This window comes from Janibacter sp. UYMM211 (assembly GCF_040547045.1).
GTDB classification, from domain to species: Bacteria; Actinomycetota; Actinomycetes; order Actinomycetales; family Dermatophilaceae; genus Marihabitans; species Marihabitans melonis.
On the sequence record NZ_JBEPOY010000001.1, the window covers coordinates 581,159 to 598,203 of the forward strand.

General features: G+C 73.0%; 14 protein-coding genes. 1 reads left to right on the forward strand and 13 read right to left on the reverse strand.

Going from position 1 to position 17,045, the window contains the following annotated elements; genetic code table 11:
* Window positions 1-74: 74 nt before the first annotated feature.
* From prmC to rpmE, 3 genes are all read right to left on the reverse strand, one after another.
* Complete coding sequence (prmC, locus tag ABIB53_RS02655; protein ID WP_354587011.1) at window positions 75-971, reverse strand: peptide chain release factor N(5)-glutamine methyltransferase; 897 nt, start codon at window positions 969-971, stop codon at window positions 75-77.
* Window positions 968-2,053 carry a peptide chain release factor 1 gene (gene prfA, locus ABIB53_RS02660; RefSeq protein ID WP_123092052.1) on the reverse strand — a complete coding sequence of 362 codons (1,086 nt, stop codon included), beginning with the start codon at window positions 2,051-2,053 and terminating at the stop codon, window positions 968-970. The genes prmC and prfA overlap by 4 nt, the downstream gene beginning before the upstream one ends.
* An 87-nt stretch (window positions 2,054-2,140) precedes the next feature.
* Complete coding sequence (gene rpmE, locus ABIB53_RS02665; protein WP_068277874.1) at window positions 2,141-2,356, reverse strand: 50S ribosomal protein L31; 216 nt, start codon at window positions 2,354-2,356, stop codon at window positions 2,141-2,143.
* A gap of 207 nt (window positions 2,357-2,563) precedes the next feature.
* Here rpmE and ABIB53_RS02670 point away from each other — a divergent pair, with 207 nt between their 5' ends.
* Window positions 2,564-3,127 (forward strand): GNAT family N-acetyltransferase, encoded by a 564-nt coding sequence (locus tag ABIB53_RS02670; protein WP_354587012.1) that lies wholly within the window; start codon window positions 2,564-2,566, stop codon window positions 3,125-3,127.
* On the opposite strand, the gene ABIB53_RS02675 is transcribed toward ABIB53_RS02670, so the two are convergent.
* From ABIB53_RS02675 to argS, 10 genes are all read right to left on the reverse strand, one after another.
* Entirely contained in the window at window positions 3,057-5,084 is a 2,028-nt protein-coding gene (locus ABIB53_RS02675) for an ATP-binding protein (protein ID WP_354587013.1), read from the reverse strand. The two genes, ABIB53_RS02670 and ABIB53_RS02675, sit on opposite strands and share 71 nt — an antisense overlap.
* Window positions 5,084-6,535, reverse strand: coding sequence for a glycosyltransferase family 2 protein (locus ABIB53_RS02680; protein WP_354587014.1), 1,452 nt, complete (start codon window positions 6,533-6,535; stop codon window positions 5,084-5,086). The genes ABIB53_RS02675 and ABIB53_RS02680 overlap by 1 nt, the downstream gene beginning before the upstream one ends.
* Window positions 6,535-7,650, reverse strand: coding sequence for a HEAT repeat domain-containing protein (locus tag ABIB53_RS02685; protein ID WP_354587015.1), 1,116 nt, complete (start codon window positions 7,648-7,650; stop codon window positions 6,535-6,537). The genes ABIB53_RS02680 and ABIB53_RS02685 overlap by 1 nt, the downstream gene beginning before the upstream one ends.
* A 1-nt stretch (window position 7,651) precedes the next feature.
* Window positions 7,652-8,026 (reverse strand): response regulator transcription factor, encoded by a 375-nt coding sequence (locus ABIB53_RS02690; RefSeq protein ID WP_201467442.1) that lies wholly within the window; start codon window positions 8,024-8,026, stop codon window positions 7,652-7,654.
* A 175-nt stretch (window positions 8,027-8,201) separates the two neighbouring features.
* Window positions 8,202-10,205, reverse strand: a complete 2,004-nt coding sequence (rho, locus tag ABIB53_RS02695; protein WP_502914618.1) for a transcription termination factor Rho — start codon at window positions 10,203-10,205, stop codon at window positions 8,202-8,204.
* Window positions 10,206-10,381: 176 nt separating this feature from the next.
* Window positions 10,382-11,398, reverse strand: coding sequence for a homoserine kinase (thrB, locus tag ABIB53_RS02700; RefSeq protein WP_354587016.1), 1,017 nt, complete (start codon window positions 11,396-11,398; stop codon window positions 10,382-10,384).
* Between the two features lie 11 nt (window positions 11,399-11,409).
* A complete protein-coding gene (thrC, locus tag ABIB53_RS02705) occupies window positions 11,410-12,510 on the reverse strand; it encodes a threonine synthase (RefSeq protein WP_123092059.1) in 1,101 nt (366 codons plus the stop codon).
* A 4-nt stretch (window positions 12,511-12,514) separates the two neighbouring features.
* Window positions 12,515-13,852, reverse strand: a complete 1,338-nt coding sequence (locus ABIB53_RS02710) for a homoserine dehydrogenase (protein WP_354587017.1) — start codon at window positions 13,850-13,852, stop codon at window positions 12,515-12,517.
* A gap of 20 nt (window positions 13,853-13,872) precedes the next feature.
* Entirely contained in the window at window positions 13,873-15,324 is a 1,452-nt protein-coding gene (gene lysA / locus ABIB53_RS02715) for a diaminopimelate decarboxylase (RefSeq protein ID WP_354587361.1), read from the reverse strand.
* A 16-nt stretch (window positions 15,325-15,340) separates the two neighbouring features.
* On the reverse strand, window positions 15,341-16,984 hold the full coding sequence (argS, locus tag ABIB53_RS02720) for an arginine--tRNA ligase (protein ID WP_068277896.1): 1,644 nt from the start codon (window positions 16,982-16,984) through the stop codon (window positions 15,341-15,343).
* Window positions 16,985-17,045: the final 61 nt, after the last annotated feature.

Genomic DNA, 17,045 nt, shown 5'->3' on the forward strand with positions numbered 1-17,045 from the left:
GTCTGAGCGAGGGCGACCCCACGAGGCCCCGCCGAACTCCCTGCCGGCGGGGCCTCGTTGCGTCTGCGGGCAGGTCAGGGCAGACGACGGGCCCGCGTCATCCGGGGCCGACCGGTGAGGTCCTCGACGTCGTCGACCTCTGACCACAGCCCGGTCGCCGCGATCGCGCGCGGCAGGCTCTCGCCCTGGGTGTCGGCGTGCTCCATGACGAGCAGCCCGCCGGGGCGCAGCAGCACGGCCGCGCTCGCGGCGACGGCGACCGGCACGGCGAGTCCGTCCGCGCTGCGCCCGTAGAGCGCGATGCCCGGGTCGTGCTCGGCGACCTCCGGGTCGACCGGCACGGCACCGTCGGGGATGTACGGCGGGTTGCTCACGACGACGTCGACAGCGCCGACGAGGTCGGCGACCTCGTCGATCGACCGCGGGTCGGCGGACGCGTCGCCCTCGACGACGCGCACCGGGAGCCCAGTGCGCTCGACGTTGTGCCGGGCCCACGCCACGGCCTCTGGGCTCAGCTCCACCGCGACGACCTGCGCCCCGGGGGCCTCGTCGGCCACCGCGAGCGCGAGCGCGCCCGACCCGGTGCACAGGTCGACGACGACGGGGGCGGCTCCCCCTTCGCCCTCCCGACGGGAGAGCTCGGCGAGGACGAGGTCGACGGCGAGCTCGGTCTCGGGCCGGGGCACGAAGACCCCGGGGCCGACCGCGAGCTCGAGGTGACGGAAGGGTGCGACCCCCGTGAGGTGCTGCAGCGGCACCCGGCGGGCGCGCTCGGCGACGAGCCCCTCCAGACGCTCGCCCGCGCCGGCGTCGAGGTCGGAGCCCAGGAGCAGCCGGCGCTCGACCTCGCCGCGCCTCACGTCGAGGACGTGGGCGAGGAGCAGGACCGCGTCGGTGCGGGCGGAGGAGATGCCCGCCGCGGCGAGCTCGGCCTCGGCCGCGCGCACGACGTCGCGCAGCGGACGGCTCATCCGTCGAGGGCGGCGAGCTGGGCGGCCTCGTCGGCCGCGACCGCGGAGTCGACGACGGCGTCGAGGTCGCCGTCGAGGACGCTGTCGAGGTTGTGCGCCTTGAAGCCGGTGCGGTGGTCGGAGATCCGGTTCTCCGGGAAGTTGTAGGTGCGGATCCGCTCGGAGCGGTCCACGGTGCGCACCTGGCTGCGCCGGGCGTCGGCCGCCTCGGCCGCGGCCTCGTCGACCGCCAGCTGATGCAGGCGGGCGCGCAGCACGCGCATCGCCGACTCCTTGTTCTGCAGCTGCGACTTCTCGTTCTGGCACGAGACGACCAGGCCGGTGGGCAGGTGGGTGATCCGCACGGCGGAGTCGGTCGTGTTGACGCTCTGGCCACCGGGGCCGCTCGAGCGGTACACGTCGATCTTGAGGTCGTTCGCCGCGATGTCGACCGTCACGACGTCGCCGACGTCGGGCATGACCCACACACCGGCGGCGGAGGTGTGGATGCGCCCCTGGCTCTCGGTGACGGGGACGCGCTGGACGCGGTGGACTCCCCCTTCGTACTTGAGGCGGGCCCACGGGGCCTCCCCCGGCGCCGGCGTGCCGCGCGAGCTGATCGCGACCTGCACGTCCTTGTAGCCGCCGAGGTCGGACTCGGTGGAGTCGAGGATCTCGGTGCGCCAGCCGTGCTTCTCCGCGTGGCGGAGGTACATCCGCAGGAGGTCTCCGGCGAAGAGGGCCGACTCGGCTCCCCCTTCGCCCGCCTTGACCTCGAGGATGACGTCGCGGTCGTCGTCGGGGTCACGCGGGATGAGCAGCCGGCGCAGCCGGTCCTCGGCCTGCTCGAGCCGCTCGGCGAGCGCGGGGAGCTCCTCGGCGAAGGAGGGGTCCTCCTGCGCGAGCTCACGGGCGGCCTCGAGGTCCTCGCCCGCGCCGACCCACTCGGCGTGCGCGGCGACGACCGGGCCGAGCCGGGCGTAGCGCGAGTTGATCTCGCGCAGCCGCTCGGGGTCGCCGACGACCTCCGGGTCGCCGAGCTGGGCCTCGAGGGCCGCGTGCTCGTCGACGAGGCTCTGCCCAGAGGACGACGGGTCGAGCACGGCAGGGACCTCCGGGAGGTGGACGACAGGGGTGCGCAGACGACGACGCGCCGGCCAGCGTGATCGCTGACCGGCGCGTCGGAGGCGTTACTTCGCGGCGGTCTGGCCGTAACGCTTCTGGAAGCGGGCGACGCGGCCGCCGGAGTCCATGAGCTTCTGCTTGCCCGTGTAGAACGGGTGGCAGGCGCTGCAGACCTCGACGCGGATGCGGCCGCCGTCGGCGGTGCTGCGCGTCGTGAACTCGTTGCCGCAGGTGCAGGAGACCGTGGTCTCCGCGTAGCTGGGGTGGATGTCCTTCTTCACGTGATCTCCTTGGATCTCATCCGGGTCGGCGGGCCCACCGCATCTGGGATGCGTGCGGTGCAGGTCCTGCGCTCGAGGCGCCAGCCGTGAACCGGTCCAACGGGTGATTCTGCCAGAGGATCTGACGTGGTCCATAACCGCGCCCGCCCGCGCGGCATTCCCCGACCGCCCCGACGGCCGCTCGGACGGGTGCGGCATCATGCGGGCATGGCTCGACGACCGCTGCGCCGTGACCGCCGACCCGCCCTCGAGGAGCGCCCCGGGCCGGTGGAGGGCTCGGTCGTGCGGGCCGCGACCGCCGCCGACATCGGCTCGGTCATCGAGCTGCGCATCCTCATGTTCGAGGCCATGGGCACCCCGGACGAGGACCTCTACGACCCCCGGTGGCGCGCCGACGCCGCCCGGTGGCTGCAGCTGCACCTCGACGACGCCGGGGTCGCCGTCGTCGTCGCCGACGTCGGGGGCGCCGTCGTCTCGTGCGCCATGGGCCAGGTCGTCGACCTCATGCCCTCCCCCACGCGTCCCGGTGACGTCGGCGGGCTGCTGACGAACGTCGCGACCTTCCCGAGCCACCGTCGTCGTGGGCTCTCGCAGGCCTGCGTCGAGGGGGTCCTCGACTGGTTCGTGCAGTCCACGCGGGTCGACGTCGTCACGCTCAACGCGACCGCCGAGGGCGCCCCGATGTACGAGGCGTTGGGCTTCACCGCGTCACAGTTCCCGGAGATGAGGGCTCGGCTGACGCGTGAGCAGAGCCCGCCCGAGGCAGGATGACCGTCACCGTCGTGCCGACGCCGACGCTCGACGTGAGCTCGACGTCGCCGCCGTGCATGCGGGCGATCGTCTCGACGATGACCAGGCCCAGCCCGGTGCCCTGCACCTGCTGCTCGCGGGCGTTGCTCGCCCGGTAGAAGCGTTGGAAGAGGTGGGCCTGGTCCTCCTCGGGGATGCCCATGCCGGTGTCGCGGCAGATGACGCGCACCCAGGCGTCGTCGGCCTCGATGCGCAGCTCGACGCGACCACCGCGCGGCGTGAACTTCACGCCGTTGCTCGTGAGGTTGCCGATGGCCCGCTCGACCTGGTCGCGCTCGACCTCGACCGGCTGCGAGTGCGTACCGGTGCTCACGACGAGCTCGACGCCCGCGGCGTCGGCGACCGGCTTCATCGACTCGCCGACGGAGGTGACGAGCAGACGCATGTCGAGGACCCGGCGCTCGGCGCCCGCGGCGCCGCTGTCGAGACGGTTGAGCAGGAGCAGCTCGTCGATGAGCAGGCGCAGCCGCGAGACGTTGCGCGAGATGACCTCGAGCGCGTGGGCCTGACGGGGCTGCAGCGGCCCGAAGTCGCCGTCCTCGATGAGCTCGAGGTAGCCGGCGATCGAGGTGAGCGGGGTGCGCAGCTCGTGGCTCGTCGTCGCGACGAAGTCGGACTTCTGCGCGTCGAGCGCGGAGAGCTCGGCGACGACGCGCCGCTCGGCGAGTGCGTGCCCGGCGTACTCGGCGACGCGCCGGATGGCCTGCTCCTCCGAGGCCTCCCAGTGGTGCTCGCGCATCGCGGCGATCGACAGGATGCCGACGACCTCGCCGGAGACGACGAGCGGGTGCAGCGCCCAGGCCCGCACCCCGTGGAGGTCGGCGGTGCCGGCGAGCCGGTCGGGGAAGAGGGCGAAGATCTCGTCCGGCGTGTGGCCGAAGAGGGCGGGGACGTCCGCGAGCATCTCGCGCAGCGACGGCACGGAGATGTCGACGAGCAGCGGGGTGAAGTCGGCCGACGGCGAGCGGTAGCTGCCGGCGGTGACGATCTCGTCGCCCTCGATCTCGTAGATCGTCGTCGCGTCGACGCCGAGCCGCGCCGAGAGCTCGCGGCAGGCGTCGTCCCACGTGCCGTCGGCCTCGTCGTCGCGCCGGGAGAGCTGCCCGACGACCCGGCTGGTGAGCCGGTAGAGGTCGAGCTGTCGCTCGCGCTCGCGGCGCATCGAGTCGTTGACCTCGGCGAGGGAGTTGAAGGCGGTCGCGACGGCCCGGACCTCCTGGGCGCCGCGGGTCGTGTCGGCGCGGGCGGCGACGGCGCCGGCCTCGTGGTTGACGACGGTGCTGTACAGGGAGCGAAGGGGGGAGATGAGGTAGCGCCGCACCTTCCAGCTCTGGCGCAGGGTCGCGCTGAGCGCGACGAGGCTGGCGAGGATGATCGCGACGAGCGAGATGCTCATGGCCGCGCGGTAGCGGTCGCGACGCCCCTCGCGGGCCGCGCTCACCTCCTCGACGAGGTCGTCGTGGGCGACCTCGACGCGGTCGAAGGTGGCCGCCGTGCTCGAGATGTCGCCCTCGCGGCCGTCGGCGACACGCGTCACCTGCACGTCGACGGCGGCGAACCACCGGTCCCCCGCGTCGACGAGCTCGTCCATCGCCTCGGCCCCCACCTGGCCGCCGGCGAGCTCGCGGAACTCCGCGGTCTCCCGGCGGAACTCCTCGCGGTCGGCGCGGTAGCGCTCGAGGTACATCCGGTCCTTCGTCAGCAGGTAGCCGCGGTACTCCGACTGGGCGTCGGTGATCGCGACGCGCATCCGGCTCGAGCCGTCGATGAGCGGGGTGAAGCGGGTGGCCGTCGTCGTCACCTCGTGCCGGATGTAGACGACCGCACCGGCCGACAGGGCCGAGATCGCGAGGATGACGCACGACAGGAGGAGCACGAGGCGCTCGAGGACCCGCGCGACGGTGTGCTGGGGGCTCATCAGCCCTTGCCCTCACCGGTGTCGAAGCCGGTGCGGGTCATCGTGCCCCACACCTGCTTGCGACCGGTGAGGCTCTGCACCCAGCCCTCGATGCGCCACACGGCCGTGGCCTGCCGGTACCCGACGTTCTCGACGACCGCGGCCGCGAGCGTGCTCGCGAGGTCGCGCCAGCGCGGGTACTTGTGGAAGCTCAGCTCCTCGACGGTCATCGCGGCGAGCGTGACGAGCGCGGCGTAGACGTACGCGACGGCCATGAAGAGCAGGAAGTACGAGACGTCGATGACCCCGAGCAGCGTGCCGAGGACGACGAGGACGAGCCCGAAGAGCTCGAGCGCCGGGGCGATGAGCTCGAAGAGCCAGTAGTACGGCAGCGCGATCATGCCGACCCGGCCGTAGCGCGGGTTGAAGAGCATGCCGCGGTAGGCCCACAGCGTCTCCCACAGCCCGCGGTGCCAGCGGGCACGCTGCTTGCGCAGGACCTTCGCCGACTCGGGGACCTCGGTCCAGCAGATCGGCTCGTTGATGAACTGCACGCGGTAGTCGCGCTTCTGCCGGCGCAGGTGCTTGTGCACGCGCAGCACGAGCTCGAAGTCCTCGCCGATGCTGCTCGGGTCGAGCCCGCCGACCTCGACGAGCACGTCGCGGCGGAAGATGCCGAAGGCCCCGCTGATGAGGATGAGCGACTTCAGGCGGGACCAGCCGGAGCGGCCGAGGTGGAAGGCGCGCAGGTACTCGACGACCTGGATCCGGGCCAACCAGTTCTTCGGCATCCGCACCTCGGTGACACGACCTCCTCGCACGAGGCAGCCGTTGACCGCGCGGATGACGCCGCCCGCGGCGACCATGCGCACCGGGTCGTCGGCGAAGGGCTTGACGACCGACAGCAGCGCGTCGGGGTCGAGGATCGAGTCCGAGTCGACGAAGACGACGAGGTCTTGCGAGGCGTAGTTGATGCCGACGTTCATCGAGTCCGAGCGACCGGAGTTGGCCTTGCGGACGACGGTCAGGCGGGTCCGGCCGTTGCGCGGCACGTGCACCGAGGTCGGCTGCTCGCGCACGGTGATGTCGCCGGGCATGCGCCGCGGGATCTCGACGAGGTCGAAGGTCTCGCGCAGCACCTCGAAGCCGTCGTCCGTGCTGCCGTCGTCGATGACGATGACCTCGTGGCGCGGGTAGTGCAGCGCGAGCATCGACTGCACGGCGAGGCGGATGCCCATCTCCTCGTTGTGCATCGCGGCGACGACGGAGACGCCGGGCACGAGGCCGGAGCCGACGAGCTCCTCGCGGCCCGCGTACGGCAGCTGGCGCATCGAGCGGCGGAACTCCAGGCTCGACATGACGACGAGCACGAGATAGCTCGTGTTGATGATGAGGAAGTAGACGAGGACCGGCAGCGCGATGACGGAGAAGATCGTCTCGACGACCGGGCGAAGGGGTTCCAGCCAGTCCATCAGCGACCACCGGTCCCGGAGCCGGCGCGCAGCTCGAGCAGGGCCATGCCGTAGCTCGTCGCGGCGCGGGTGACGTCGTCCTCGGGCGAGGTGCGCTCGGCGACCTCGTGGAGGGCGGCGATCCCGGGGCTGTCGAGGTCGACGAGCGACTGCGCGGCGAGCTCGCCGACACGGGCGTCCTCGTCGGAGAGCAGGTCCGCGAGCGCGGCCACGGAGGCGCGCCCGCCGAGCTCGGAGAGGGCGCGGACGGCGGAGAGCCGCACCGTCTGGTGGTGGCCGGGTGCGGCGAGGTCGACGAGCGACGGGATGTCGTCGGGTCGGCCCACGCGGCCCAGGGCCTCGGCGACGGCGGCGAGCACGGTCTGGTCCTCCTCGGTGGCGAGCAGCGAGCGCAGGGACTCGCGCTGCGAGACGTGCTGGGCGACGCCGATCGCGCGCGCGGCGACGGCGCGGGTCGTCGGGTCGTCGCTGAGCAGGGCGGCGCCGACGGTGTCGGCGGTGCCCGGGCCGAGCTGGGCCAGGGCCTCGGTGACCACCCAGGCGGGTAGCGCGCCGCGGCCGCGGCGGGCGGGCTTGACCGAGCGCAGCAAGGGTCCGGCGGCGACGTCCTCGCGCAGCATGCCGAGCGCGCGGGCGGCGGTCACGGCCGCGCCGCGGTCGCTGTCCTGGAGCAGGGGCGCGACGGAGCGGGCCTCCCCCTCGACGCGCATGAGCCCGATCGCCCACGCAGAGCGGGCACGGCGGGTCCCGGAGGACGAGGCGAGACCGTCGCGGGCCCGGCGCACGACGCCGTGGCGCTGGAGCAGGCCGACGAGCTGCTGGGCCGGTGCGCCGCGGACCTTCGACAGGAGGGAGACGAGGTAGCCGTCGACCGCGTCGAGACCGCTGAGCGGCACGGAGAGCAGCCGCTGGACGGAGCTGCCGTCCTCGTCGTCGCCGGAGGCGATGGTGAGGACGTCGCGGCGGATCGGGTCGATCTGGCGGCGGTCGCGCGCGGCCTTGCGGCGGCGCTGGATCCGGGCGAGGACGATGGTCAGGGCGAGCAGCACGGCCGTGACGGCCATGATCCACAGCGAGAGCCGCAGCACCCAGGCGCTGACGACGAGGTCGGGCATGTCAGCCGCGGGCGAGCAGCGAGCTCACCCGGTGGACGAGCTCACGCGGGCTGAAGGGCTTGGTGAGGTAGTCGTCGGCCCCGGAGCTGAAGCCCGCGTCGACGTCGACGTCGCGGGAGCGGGCGGTGAGGAGGATGACCTTCGTCTCGGCCAGGCTCTCGTCGGCGCGGATCTCGCGCAGCACGTCCAGACCCGACATGCCCGGCATCATGACGTCGAGGACGGCCAGGGTCGGGCGCACCTCGCGCACGCGGTCCCAGGCGGAGTCGCCGTCCGCAACGGAGATCACCTCGTACCCGGCGTTCTCGAGCTTGAAGGCGACGAGGTCGCGGATGTCGTCGTCGTCGTCGGCGACGACGACCGTCTGCTCCGCCATGTGCTGAGCTCCCCGGATCTGGTGTGGCGTCGGGCGATGGATGCGGCGATCGTACCTGCCGAACCGTGCGCCCTCGACCGGACGACCACGACGCGCCGGGACGCGAAGGGGGACCGCCACCTCGCGGTGACGGTCCCCCCTTCGTCCGGCGAGACCCGGGTCGGGTCGGCCCGGGTCAGGCCATCTCGTCGTCGTCCATCTTGATCGAGCTGTTCTGCGAGACCTGGACGAGGAACTCGTAGTTCGTCTTGGTCTTCTTCAGCCGGTCGATGAGGAGCTCGACGCCCTGCTGCTGGTCGAGGGCCGCGAGGACGCGACGCAGCTTCCACATGATCTTGAGCTCCTCGGGGGCGAGGAGGATCTCCTCGCGCCGCGTGCCCGAGGCGTTGATGTCGACGGCGGGGAAGATGCGGCGGTTGGCCAGCCCACGGTCGAGCTTGAGCTCCATGTTGCCGGTGCCCTTGAACTCCTCGAAGATCACCTCGTCCATGCGCGAGCCGGTCTCGACGAGCGCCGTCGCGAGGATGGTCAGCGAGCCGCCGTCCTCGATGTTGCGCGCGGCGCCGAAGAACTTCTTCGGCGGGTAGAGCGCGGCCGAGTCGACACCACCGGAGAGGATGCGCCCGCTCGCGGGGGCCGCGAGGTTGTAGGCGCGACCGAGCTTGGTGATCGAGTCGAGCAGCACGACGACGTCGTGGCCCATCTCGACGAGGCGCTTGGCCCGCTCGATGGCCAGCTCGGCGACCGTCGTGTGGTCGTCGGCCGGGCGGTCGAAGGTCGAGGAGATGACCTCGCCCTTGACGGCCCGCTGCATGTCGGTGACCTCCTCGGGACGCTCGTCGACGAGGACGACCATGAGGTGGCACTCGGGGTTGTTCGTCGTGATCGCGTTGGCGATGGACTGCATGACCATCGTCTTGCCGGCCTTGGCCGGGGCGACGATGAGCCCGCGCTGGCCCTTGCCGATGGGGGCGACGAGGTCGATCATCCGCGTCGTGAGGACGTTGTGCTCGGTCTCGAGGCGCAGGCGCTCCTGCGGGTAGAGCGGCGTGAGCTTGCCGAACTCCGGACGACGGCGCGCGTCGTCGGGCGTCATGCCGTTGACGGTGTCGAGGCTGACGAGCGGGTTGTACTTCTGGCGGTTGTTCTTGCCGCCGACCGTGTGCATGCCCTCGCCGTCGGTGCTCGTGCGGACCTTGCCGGTCACGGCGTCGCCCTTGCGCAGGCCATGGCGCTTGACCATGCCGAGCGGGACGTAGACGTCGTTGCTGCCGGGCAGGTAGCCGCTCGTGCGCACGAAGGCGTAGTTGTCGAGGACGTCGAGGATGCCGGCCGCCGGGACGAGCACGTCGTCGTCGTGGACCTGCACCTCCTCCTGGTCCTGACCGCCACCGGCACCGCCGCGGCGCTTGTCGCGACCGCGGTTGCGCCCGCGGTTGCGGCGGCGGCGGCCGCCCTCCTCGTCGTCGTCACGGGGGCCGTTGTTGCCCTGCTGACGGTCGCGGTTGCCCTGCGCGCCGCCCTGGTCGCGGGAGCCCTGTCGGTCGTCACGACGCTCGCCGCGGGAGTCGTTGCCACCCTGCTGGCGGTCGTTGCCGCCCTGCTGGCGGTCGCCGCGGGAGTCGTTGCCGCCCTGCTGGCGGTCACCCTGCTGGCGGTCGTTGCCACCCTGCTGGCGGTCGCCGCGGGAGTCGTTGCCCTGGCGGTCGCCCTGCTGGCGGTCGCGACGCTGCTCGCGCTGCTCGCCCTGCTGGCTGTCGTCGCGACGGCTCTCGCGCTGCTCGCGGCCGCCGCGGGAGTCCTCGCCCTGCGCACGCTCGCGGGTCTGCTCCTCGCGGGCCGGCTGCTCGTCGCGGGCCTGGGGGGCGCTGTCGGCGCCCTGGCCGGAGCCCTCGGGACGCTCGGCGCGGCGGCGGCGCGGCTCGGCGCGCTCCCCCTTCGCCTCGGCGGGGGTCTCGCCCTGCTCGGCCGCGGGGGCCTGGGGGGCCGAGCCGGAGCCGGACTGCTTGGTCTTGATGGCGGCGACGAGGTCGCTCTTGCGCATCTTCGCGGTGCCGGAGATGCCCATGCTGCTCGCGAGCTGCTGGAGCTGGGCCAGGCGCATCGCGCTCAGGGCGCCGGATCGGCGCGGGGGCTGCTCGGCGGTGGCGCCGGGCTCGCCGGTGATGGTGTCGGTCACGAAGGATCCTTTCCCCTCGCTCGTGCCTGCTCAGGGGCAGGCCAGGTGCGCCCCGTCAAGTGCGGGGTCTCAAGGAGTGCCACCGCTGCGCGCCCGAGGACCGGGCGAACCTGCAGGTGGTGAGAAGCTCCGCCCAGCTCAGCGCACGGGAGGCGCCGGGGCTCGTGGAACTGGCTTCAATGTATCACCGTGACGACGGCGCACCCGTCATCCGGCACATCTGGGGACAGCACGCGCCAGCCGGGCGTGCTCTGCGCGACGACGCGGGCCTGCTCGACCCGGGTGCTCGTCGTGAGCACGAGGACCGACGGTCCGGCCCCGGAGATGACGCCGGCGTGGCCGTGCGCCCGCAGCTCGTCGACGAGCGACATCGCCGCGGGATAGCTCGCGCGGCGGTGCTCCTGGTGGAGCACGTCGACCGTGCCCGCCATGAACGCGGACGGGTCGTTGGTCAGCGCGTGGACGAGCAGGGCCCCGCGGGCGGTGCTCTGCGCGGCGGTCGACAGCGAGACCGACTCCGGCAGCACGCTGCGTGCGAGGGCCGTGCTCAGCCGGGTGCTCGGCACGCACACGAGGACGGCGACGTCGTCGTGCAGGGGCAGCCGCGTCGTCGCGGTGAGCGGCCCGGCGTCACCGGGCGTCATCACCGACACCGTCGCTCCCCCGTAGACGCTCGCGGAGGCGTTGTCGGGGTGACCCTCGAGGGCGCTCGCGACCTGGTTGACGACGTCGAGCAGCCGCGCGCGGACGTCGGGGTCCGCCGCGTCGTCGAAGGGGGTGGCCTGCGGGCAGCACAGGGCGGCGGCCGCGAGGGCGCCGGTGACGATGGCCGTGGCGGAGGAGCCCAGCCCGCGGCTGTGCGGCACGGCGTTGGTGCAGCGCAGGTGCAGTCCGGCCGGGGTCGGCAGACCGAGGTGCGCGGTTGTCGCCGCGAGGCTGCGCACGACGAGGTGCGACGCGTCGAGGGGGACGGCCCCCTCCCCTTCGCCGCTCACCTCGACGACGACGCCGGGCTGCTCGGTCACGGTGACCGTGCACTCGTCCCAGACGCCGAGCGCGATGCCGACGCTGTCGAAGCCCGGGCCGAGGTTGGCGCTCGAGGCGGGCACGCGGACGGTGACGCTCGCGCCCGCCCGCGGCTCGCGCCACGCACCGGCCGCGGCGTCGGCGGTGCTCGTCCCCACGGTGCTCATCGCGGGGGTGCTCACCCGTCGAGACCGAGGGCGCGGGCGACCTCGAAGGCCTCCGCGGTCACCCGGACCGGCTCGACCTCGTCGCCGTCGGCGGTGCGCAGGGCCCACTGCGGGTCCTTGAGACCGTGGCCGGTGACGGTGCACACGATCGTCGCGCCCGGGGGGACGGCGCCGGCGGCGTGCTGCTTGAGCAGGCCGGCGACGCTCGCCGCGCTCGCGGGCTCGACGAAGATGCCCTCGGTCGAGGACAGCAGCCGGTGCGCCTGGAGGATCTCGTCGTCGGTGACGGAGTCGATGAGACCGCCGCTGTCGTCGCGGGCCTGCACGGCCTGGTGCCACGACGCGGGGTTGCCGATGCGGATCGCCGTCGCGATGGTCTCCGGGTCGTCGACGGGGTGGCCGTGGACGAGGGGTGCGGCGCCGGCGGCCTGGAAGCCCCACATCGCCGGGGTGCGCGTCGCGACGGGGGCGAGCTCGCCGGAGACGCCCTCGGTCGGCTCGGCGTACTCGCGGTAGCCGCGCCAGTACGCGGTGATGTTGCCGGCGTTGCCGACGGGCAGGACGTGGATGTCCGGGGCGTCGCCGAGCGCGTCGACGATCTCGAAGGAGGCGGTCTTCTGGCCCTCGATGCGCGCGGGGTTGACGGAGTTGACGAGCTCGACGGGGTAGGTCTCGGCGAGCTTGCGCGCGACGTCGAGGCAGCCGTCGAAGTTGCCGTCGACCTGGAGCAGGGTCGCGCCATGCGCGATGGCCTGGCTCAGCTTGCCCATGGCGATCTTGCCCTCGGGCACGAGGACGGCGCACGTCATGCCGGCCTTCGTCGCGTACGCGGCCGCGGAGGCGCTCGTGTTGCCGGTCGAGGCGCAGATGACGGCCTTTGCCCCGGACTTCGCCGCCATCGACATCGCGGTCGTCATGCCGCGGTCCTTGAAGGAGCCGGTGGGGTTGAGGCCCTCGTACTTGACGAGCACACGGGCGCCGACGCGCTCGGAGAGCTGCTCGGCCTCGATGAGCGGGGTGCCGCCCTCGTGCAGGGTGACGACCGGCGCCCCCGTGAGCATCGGCAGACGGTCGGCGTACTCGCGGATGACCCCGCGCCACTGGTGCGCCACGGCGCTAGCTCCCTTCGACCCGCATGACCGAGGTGACATCGCCGACAGCGGGGAGGGCGGCGAGGGCGTCGACGGTCGCGGCGAGCGCGGCGTCGGGCGCCATGTGGGTGACGACGATGAGCTGGGCGTGAGAGGTGGGCTCTCCCCCGGGCTCGCCGTCCTCGTCGACGACGACCTGCTGGCGCACGGTCTCGATGGAGACGTCGTGCTCGGCGAAGGCCTGGGCGACCACGGCGAGCACGCCCGGGCGGTCGGCCACGTCGAGGCTGATGTGGTAGCGCGTGAGGGCGCTGCCCATGGGCAGGACCGGCAGGTCGGCGTAGGCGATCTCGCCCGGGCCGCGGCCGCCGGAGACGTGGTGGCGGGCGACGGCGACGACGTCGCCGAGGACCGCGCTGGCCGTCGGGTCGCCACCGGCGCCCTGGCCGTAGAACATCAGCTCGCCCGCGGCGTCCGCGCCGACGAAGACGGCGTTGTACGCCTCGCGGACGGCGGCGAGCGGGTGCGTGCGCGGGATCATCGCCGGGTGCACGCGCACCGAGATGCCCTCGGTGCCGCCGTCTTCGCTCGTGCGCTCGCAGATGGCGAGGAGCTTGACGACGCAGCCCATCTCGCGGGCGGCGCGGATGTCGCTCGCGGTGACGTCGGTGATGCCCTCGCGGTAGACGTCGGCGCTCGAGACGCGGGTGTGGAAGGCGAGGGAGGCGAGGATCGCGGCCTTCGCCGCGGCGTCGAAGCCCTCGACGTCGGCGGTCGGGTCGGCCTCGGCGTAGCCGAGGGCCTGGGCGCGCTCGACGGTCTCGCCGAAGCCCGCGCCGGTCGTGTCCATGGCGTCGAGGACGAAGTTCGTCGTGCCGTTGACGATGCCGATGACGCGGCGCACGTCGTCGCCGGCCAGCGACTCGTGGATCGGCCGCAGGATCGGGATCGCCCCGGCGACGGCAGCCTCGTAGTAGAGGTCGACGCCGGCCGCGTCGGCGGCGGCGTAGAGCGTCGGGCCGTCCTCGGCGAGGAGCGCCTTGTTGGCGGTGACGACGCTCGCGCCGTGCTCCATCGCGCGCAGGATGAGCCCGCGGGCGGGGTCGATGCCGCCGATGACCTCGACGACGATGTCGGCGCGGGTCACCAGGCCCTCGGCGTCGGTGGTGAAGAGCGCGGGGTCGAGCCCGAGCTCGCTGCGGTCGCGCCCGGCGCGCCGCACGGCGATGCCGACGAGCTCGATCGGGCGTCCGACGCGGGCCGCCAGCTCGGCGGCGTTGCCGGTGAGCTTCTGGGCCACGGCGCCGCCCACGGTGCCGCACCCGAGCAGGGCGACCCGGATCGGGGTCTTGTCGCTGTCCATGCCAGCTCCTCCTTGGTCCATCACTCGTCGACGTCCAGCGCGAGGATGTCCTCGACAGTCTCGCGACGCACGATCACCCGTGCCCGGCCGTCCCGCACCGCGATCACCGGCGGACGAGGGGTGTGGTTGTACTGGCTCGACAGGCTGCGGCAGTACGCGCCGGTGCCGGGCACCGCGAGCAGGTCGCCGGGGCCGACGTCGGCCGGCAGGTACTCGTCCATGACGACGATGTCACCGCTCTCGCAGTGCCGGCCGACGACACGGGTCACGGCGGGCGCGGCCTCGGAGCTGCGGCCGGCGAGCGTGCACGAGTAGTCGGCGCCGTAGAGGGCGGTGCGCACGTTGTCGCTCATGCCGCCGTCGACGCTGACGTAGGTGCGCACGGCGTCGCCGGTGACCTGCACCTGCTTGACGGTGCCGACCTCGTACAGCGAGAGGGTGCTCGGGCCGGCGATGGCGCGGCCGGGCTCGATGGAGATGCGCGGGCGAGGTGCGGGGGCGTCGCCCTCGACGAGCTCGTCGAGCACGCGCATCTCGCGGTCGCAGACGGCCGCCATGTCGGCGCCGAGGTGCGCCGGGGTCATCGGGTCGTGCTCCGAGGTGTAGGCGATGCCGTAGCCGCCGCCGAGGTCCATCTCGGGCATGTGCAGCCCGTGCTCCTGCAGGACGGCGACGTGCAGCCCGACGAGGCGGCGGGCGGCGATCTCGAAGCCGGAGACGTCGAAGATCTGGCTGCCGATGTGGCTGTGCACGCCGCGCAGGTCGAGCACGCCGTCGTGCGCGAGGACGGCCTCGATCGCCTCGGCGGCGGAGCCGGAGGCGAGGGAGAAGCCGAACTTCTGGTCCTCGTGGGCGGTGGCGATGAACTCGTGGGTGTGCGCCTCGACGCCGACGGTGACGCGCACCATGACGGGGGCGACGACGCCGAGCTCGGTGGCGACCTGCGCGACCCGCTCGACCTCCTCGAGGGAGTCCAGGACGATGCGCCCGACGCCGTAGGACAGGGCCTGGCGGATCTCGGCGAGGCTCTTGTTGTTGCCGTGCAGCGCGAGCCGCTCGGGCGGGAAGCCGACGCGCTGGGCGACGGCGAGCTCGCCGCCGCTGCACACGTCGAGGCTCAGCCCCTCCTCCATGACCCACCGCGCGACGGCGGAGCACAAGAAGGCCTTGCCCGCGTAGTAGACGTCGGCCCCGCCGCAGACGGCGACGAAGGGGCGGGTGAAGTCCTCGGCGAAGGCGCGGGCCCGGGCGCGGAAGTCGTCCTCGTCGACGACGTAGGCCGCCGTGCCGAAGTCGCGGGCGATCTGCGTGACGGGCACCCCCGCGACGGCGAGGACGCCGTCGTCACCGCGGGTGACCCCCTTCGACCACAGCTGCGGGAGCAGCTCCATGACGTCGTTGGGGTAGGGCAGCCAGTGCGGGGCGGCGCCGTAGCCCTCGGCGTGGAGGGCGCCGGCCTCGTGGGCGCGCATGTTCAGAGCCATGACGTCACATCCGGTCCGGTGCGGAGACCCCGAGCAGGGTCAGGCCGTTGGCGAGCACCTGGCGGGTGGCGTCGTTGAGCCACAGCCGGGTGCGGTGGGTGTCGGTGACCTCCTCGTCGCGAAGGGGGCGCACGCGGCAGGTGTCGTACCACTTGTGGTAGCGGGTGGCGAGGTCCTCGAGGTAGCGCGAGACGCGGTGCGGCTCGAGCAGCTCGGCCGCCTGGGCGACGACGCGGGGGAAGTCGCCAATGATCGCCAGGAGCGCGGCCTCGGTCGGGTCGACGAGCAGCTCGGGGGCGAAGCCCTCCTCGCGCAGCACGCCGTCCTCGATCGCCAGGCGCGTGACGTTGGCCGTGCGGGCGTGGGCGTACTGCACGTAGAAGACCGGGTTGTCGTTGGTCTGCTTGCGCAGCTCCTCGCCGTCGAGCGAGAGGGGGCTGTCGGCCGGGTAGCGCTCGAGGTTGTAGCGCACGGCGTCGGCGCCGATCCACGACACGAGGTCGCGCAGCTCGATGATGTTGCCGGCGCGCTTGGACAGCTTCGCGCCGCCGAGGTTGACGAGCTGGCCGATCTTGACCTCGATGTTGTGCTGCGGGTCGTCGCCCGCGCACGCCGCGATGGCCTTGAGCCGCCCGATGTAGCCGTGGTGATCCGCGCCGAGGAGGTAGATCTTCTCGTCGTAGCCGCGGTCCTTCTTGCTGAGGTAGTACGCGGCGTCGGCGGCGAAGTACGTCGGGATGCCGTCGGCGCGGATGAGGACGCGGTCCTTGTCGTCGCCGAAGTCAGTGGTGCGCAGCCAGACGGCGCCGCCCTCGTCGTAGACGTGGCCCTGCTCGCGCAGCCGGGCGACCGCACCGTCGACGGCCCCGCCGTCGTGCAGCTCGGCCTCGGAGAACCACACGTCGAAGTGCACGCCGAAGTCGGCGAGGGTCTGCTGGATGTCGCGCAGCTGGGCCTGGTAGGCCAGCGAGCGCACGAGCGGCAGGGCCTCGTCGTCGGGCAGGTCGGCGGCGTCAGGGCGCTGCTCGCGCACGGTCGCGGCGAGGTCGTCGACGTAGGCGCCGGGGTAGCCCCCCTCGGGGGTGGGCTCGCCGCGCATGCTCGCGAGGACGGAGGCGCCGAACTTGTCCATCTGCGCGCCCGCGTCGTTGATGTAGTACTCGGCCGTGACGTCGGCGCCGGTGGCCTGGAGCAGACGGCGCATCGCGTCACCGAGCGCGGCCCAGCGGGTGTGGCCGATGTGCAGCGGGCCGGTCGGGTTGGCCGAGATGAACTCGAGGTTGATCGTGCGCCCGGACTCGCTCGTGCCGTGGCCGAAGGTGTCACCGGCCTCGACGACGGTGCGGGCCAGCTCGCCGGCGCTCGCGGCGTCGAGGGTGATGTTGAGGAAGCCGGGACCGGCGACCTCGACCTCGGCGACGCCGTCCGCGCGGCCGAGGTGGTCGGCGATGACGGTCGCGACGTCGCGCGGGGGCCGACCGGCCCCCTTCGCCAGCTGCATCGCGACGTTGGTGCTCCAGTCGCCGTGGCCCTTGGCCTTGGGTCGCTCGACGCGCACGACGTCGGGGACGTCGACGGCGAGGTCACCGGCGTCGACGGCAGCGGTCAGGGCATGACGGATCGCGGTGGCGAGCTCTTCGGGGGTCACCCGCAGGAGTCTAGGAGCCGTGGCGCGGGGCCCGGGCGGGTGTCCAGCACGGCCGGGTGCC

Excerpts from the sequence above, each read along its gene's own strand:
- thrB (WP_354587016.1), bottom strand. The coding sequence starts at position 11,398 with ATGAGCACCGTGGGGACGAGCACCGCCGACGCCGCGGCCGGTGCGTGG.
- ABIB53_RS02690 (WP_201467442.1), bottom strand. The coding sequence starts at position 8,026 with ATGGCGGAGCAGACGGTCGTCGTCGCCGACGACGACGACGACATCCGC.
- ABIB53_RS02675 (WP_354587013.1), bottom strand. The coding sequence starts at position 5,084 with ATGAGCCCCCAGCACACCGTCGCGCGGGTCCTCGAGCGCCTCGTGCTC.
- prmC (WP_354587011.1), bottom strand. The coding sequence starts at position 971 with ATGAGCCGTCCGCTGCGCGACGTCGTGCGCGCGGCCGAGGCCGAGCTC.
- ABIB53_RS02670 (WP_354587012.1), top strand. The coding sequence starts at position 2,564 with ATGGCTCGACGACCGCTGCGCCGTGACCGCCGACCCGCCCTCGAGGAG.
- lysA (WP_354587361.1), bottom strand. The coding sequence starts at position 15,324 with ATGCGCGCCCACGAGGCCGGCGCCCTCCACGCCGAGGGCTACGGCGCC.
- ABIB53_RS02710 (WP_354587017.1), bottom strand. The coding sequence starts at position 13,852 with ATGGACAGCGACAAGACCCCGATCCGGGTCGCCCTGCTCGGGTGCGGC.
- ABIB53_RS02680 (WP_354587014.1), bottom strand. The coding sequence starts at position 6,535 with ATGGACTGGCTGGAACCCCTTCGCCCGGTCGTCGAGACGATCTTCTCC.
- ABIB53_RS02685 (WP_354587015.1), bottom strand. The coding sequence starts at position 7,650 with ATGCCCGACCTCGTCGTCAGCGCCTGGGTGCTGCGGCTCTCGCTGTGG.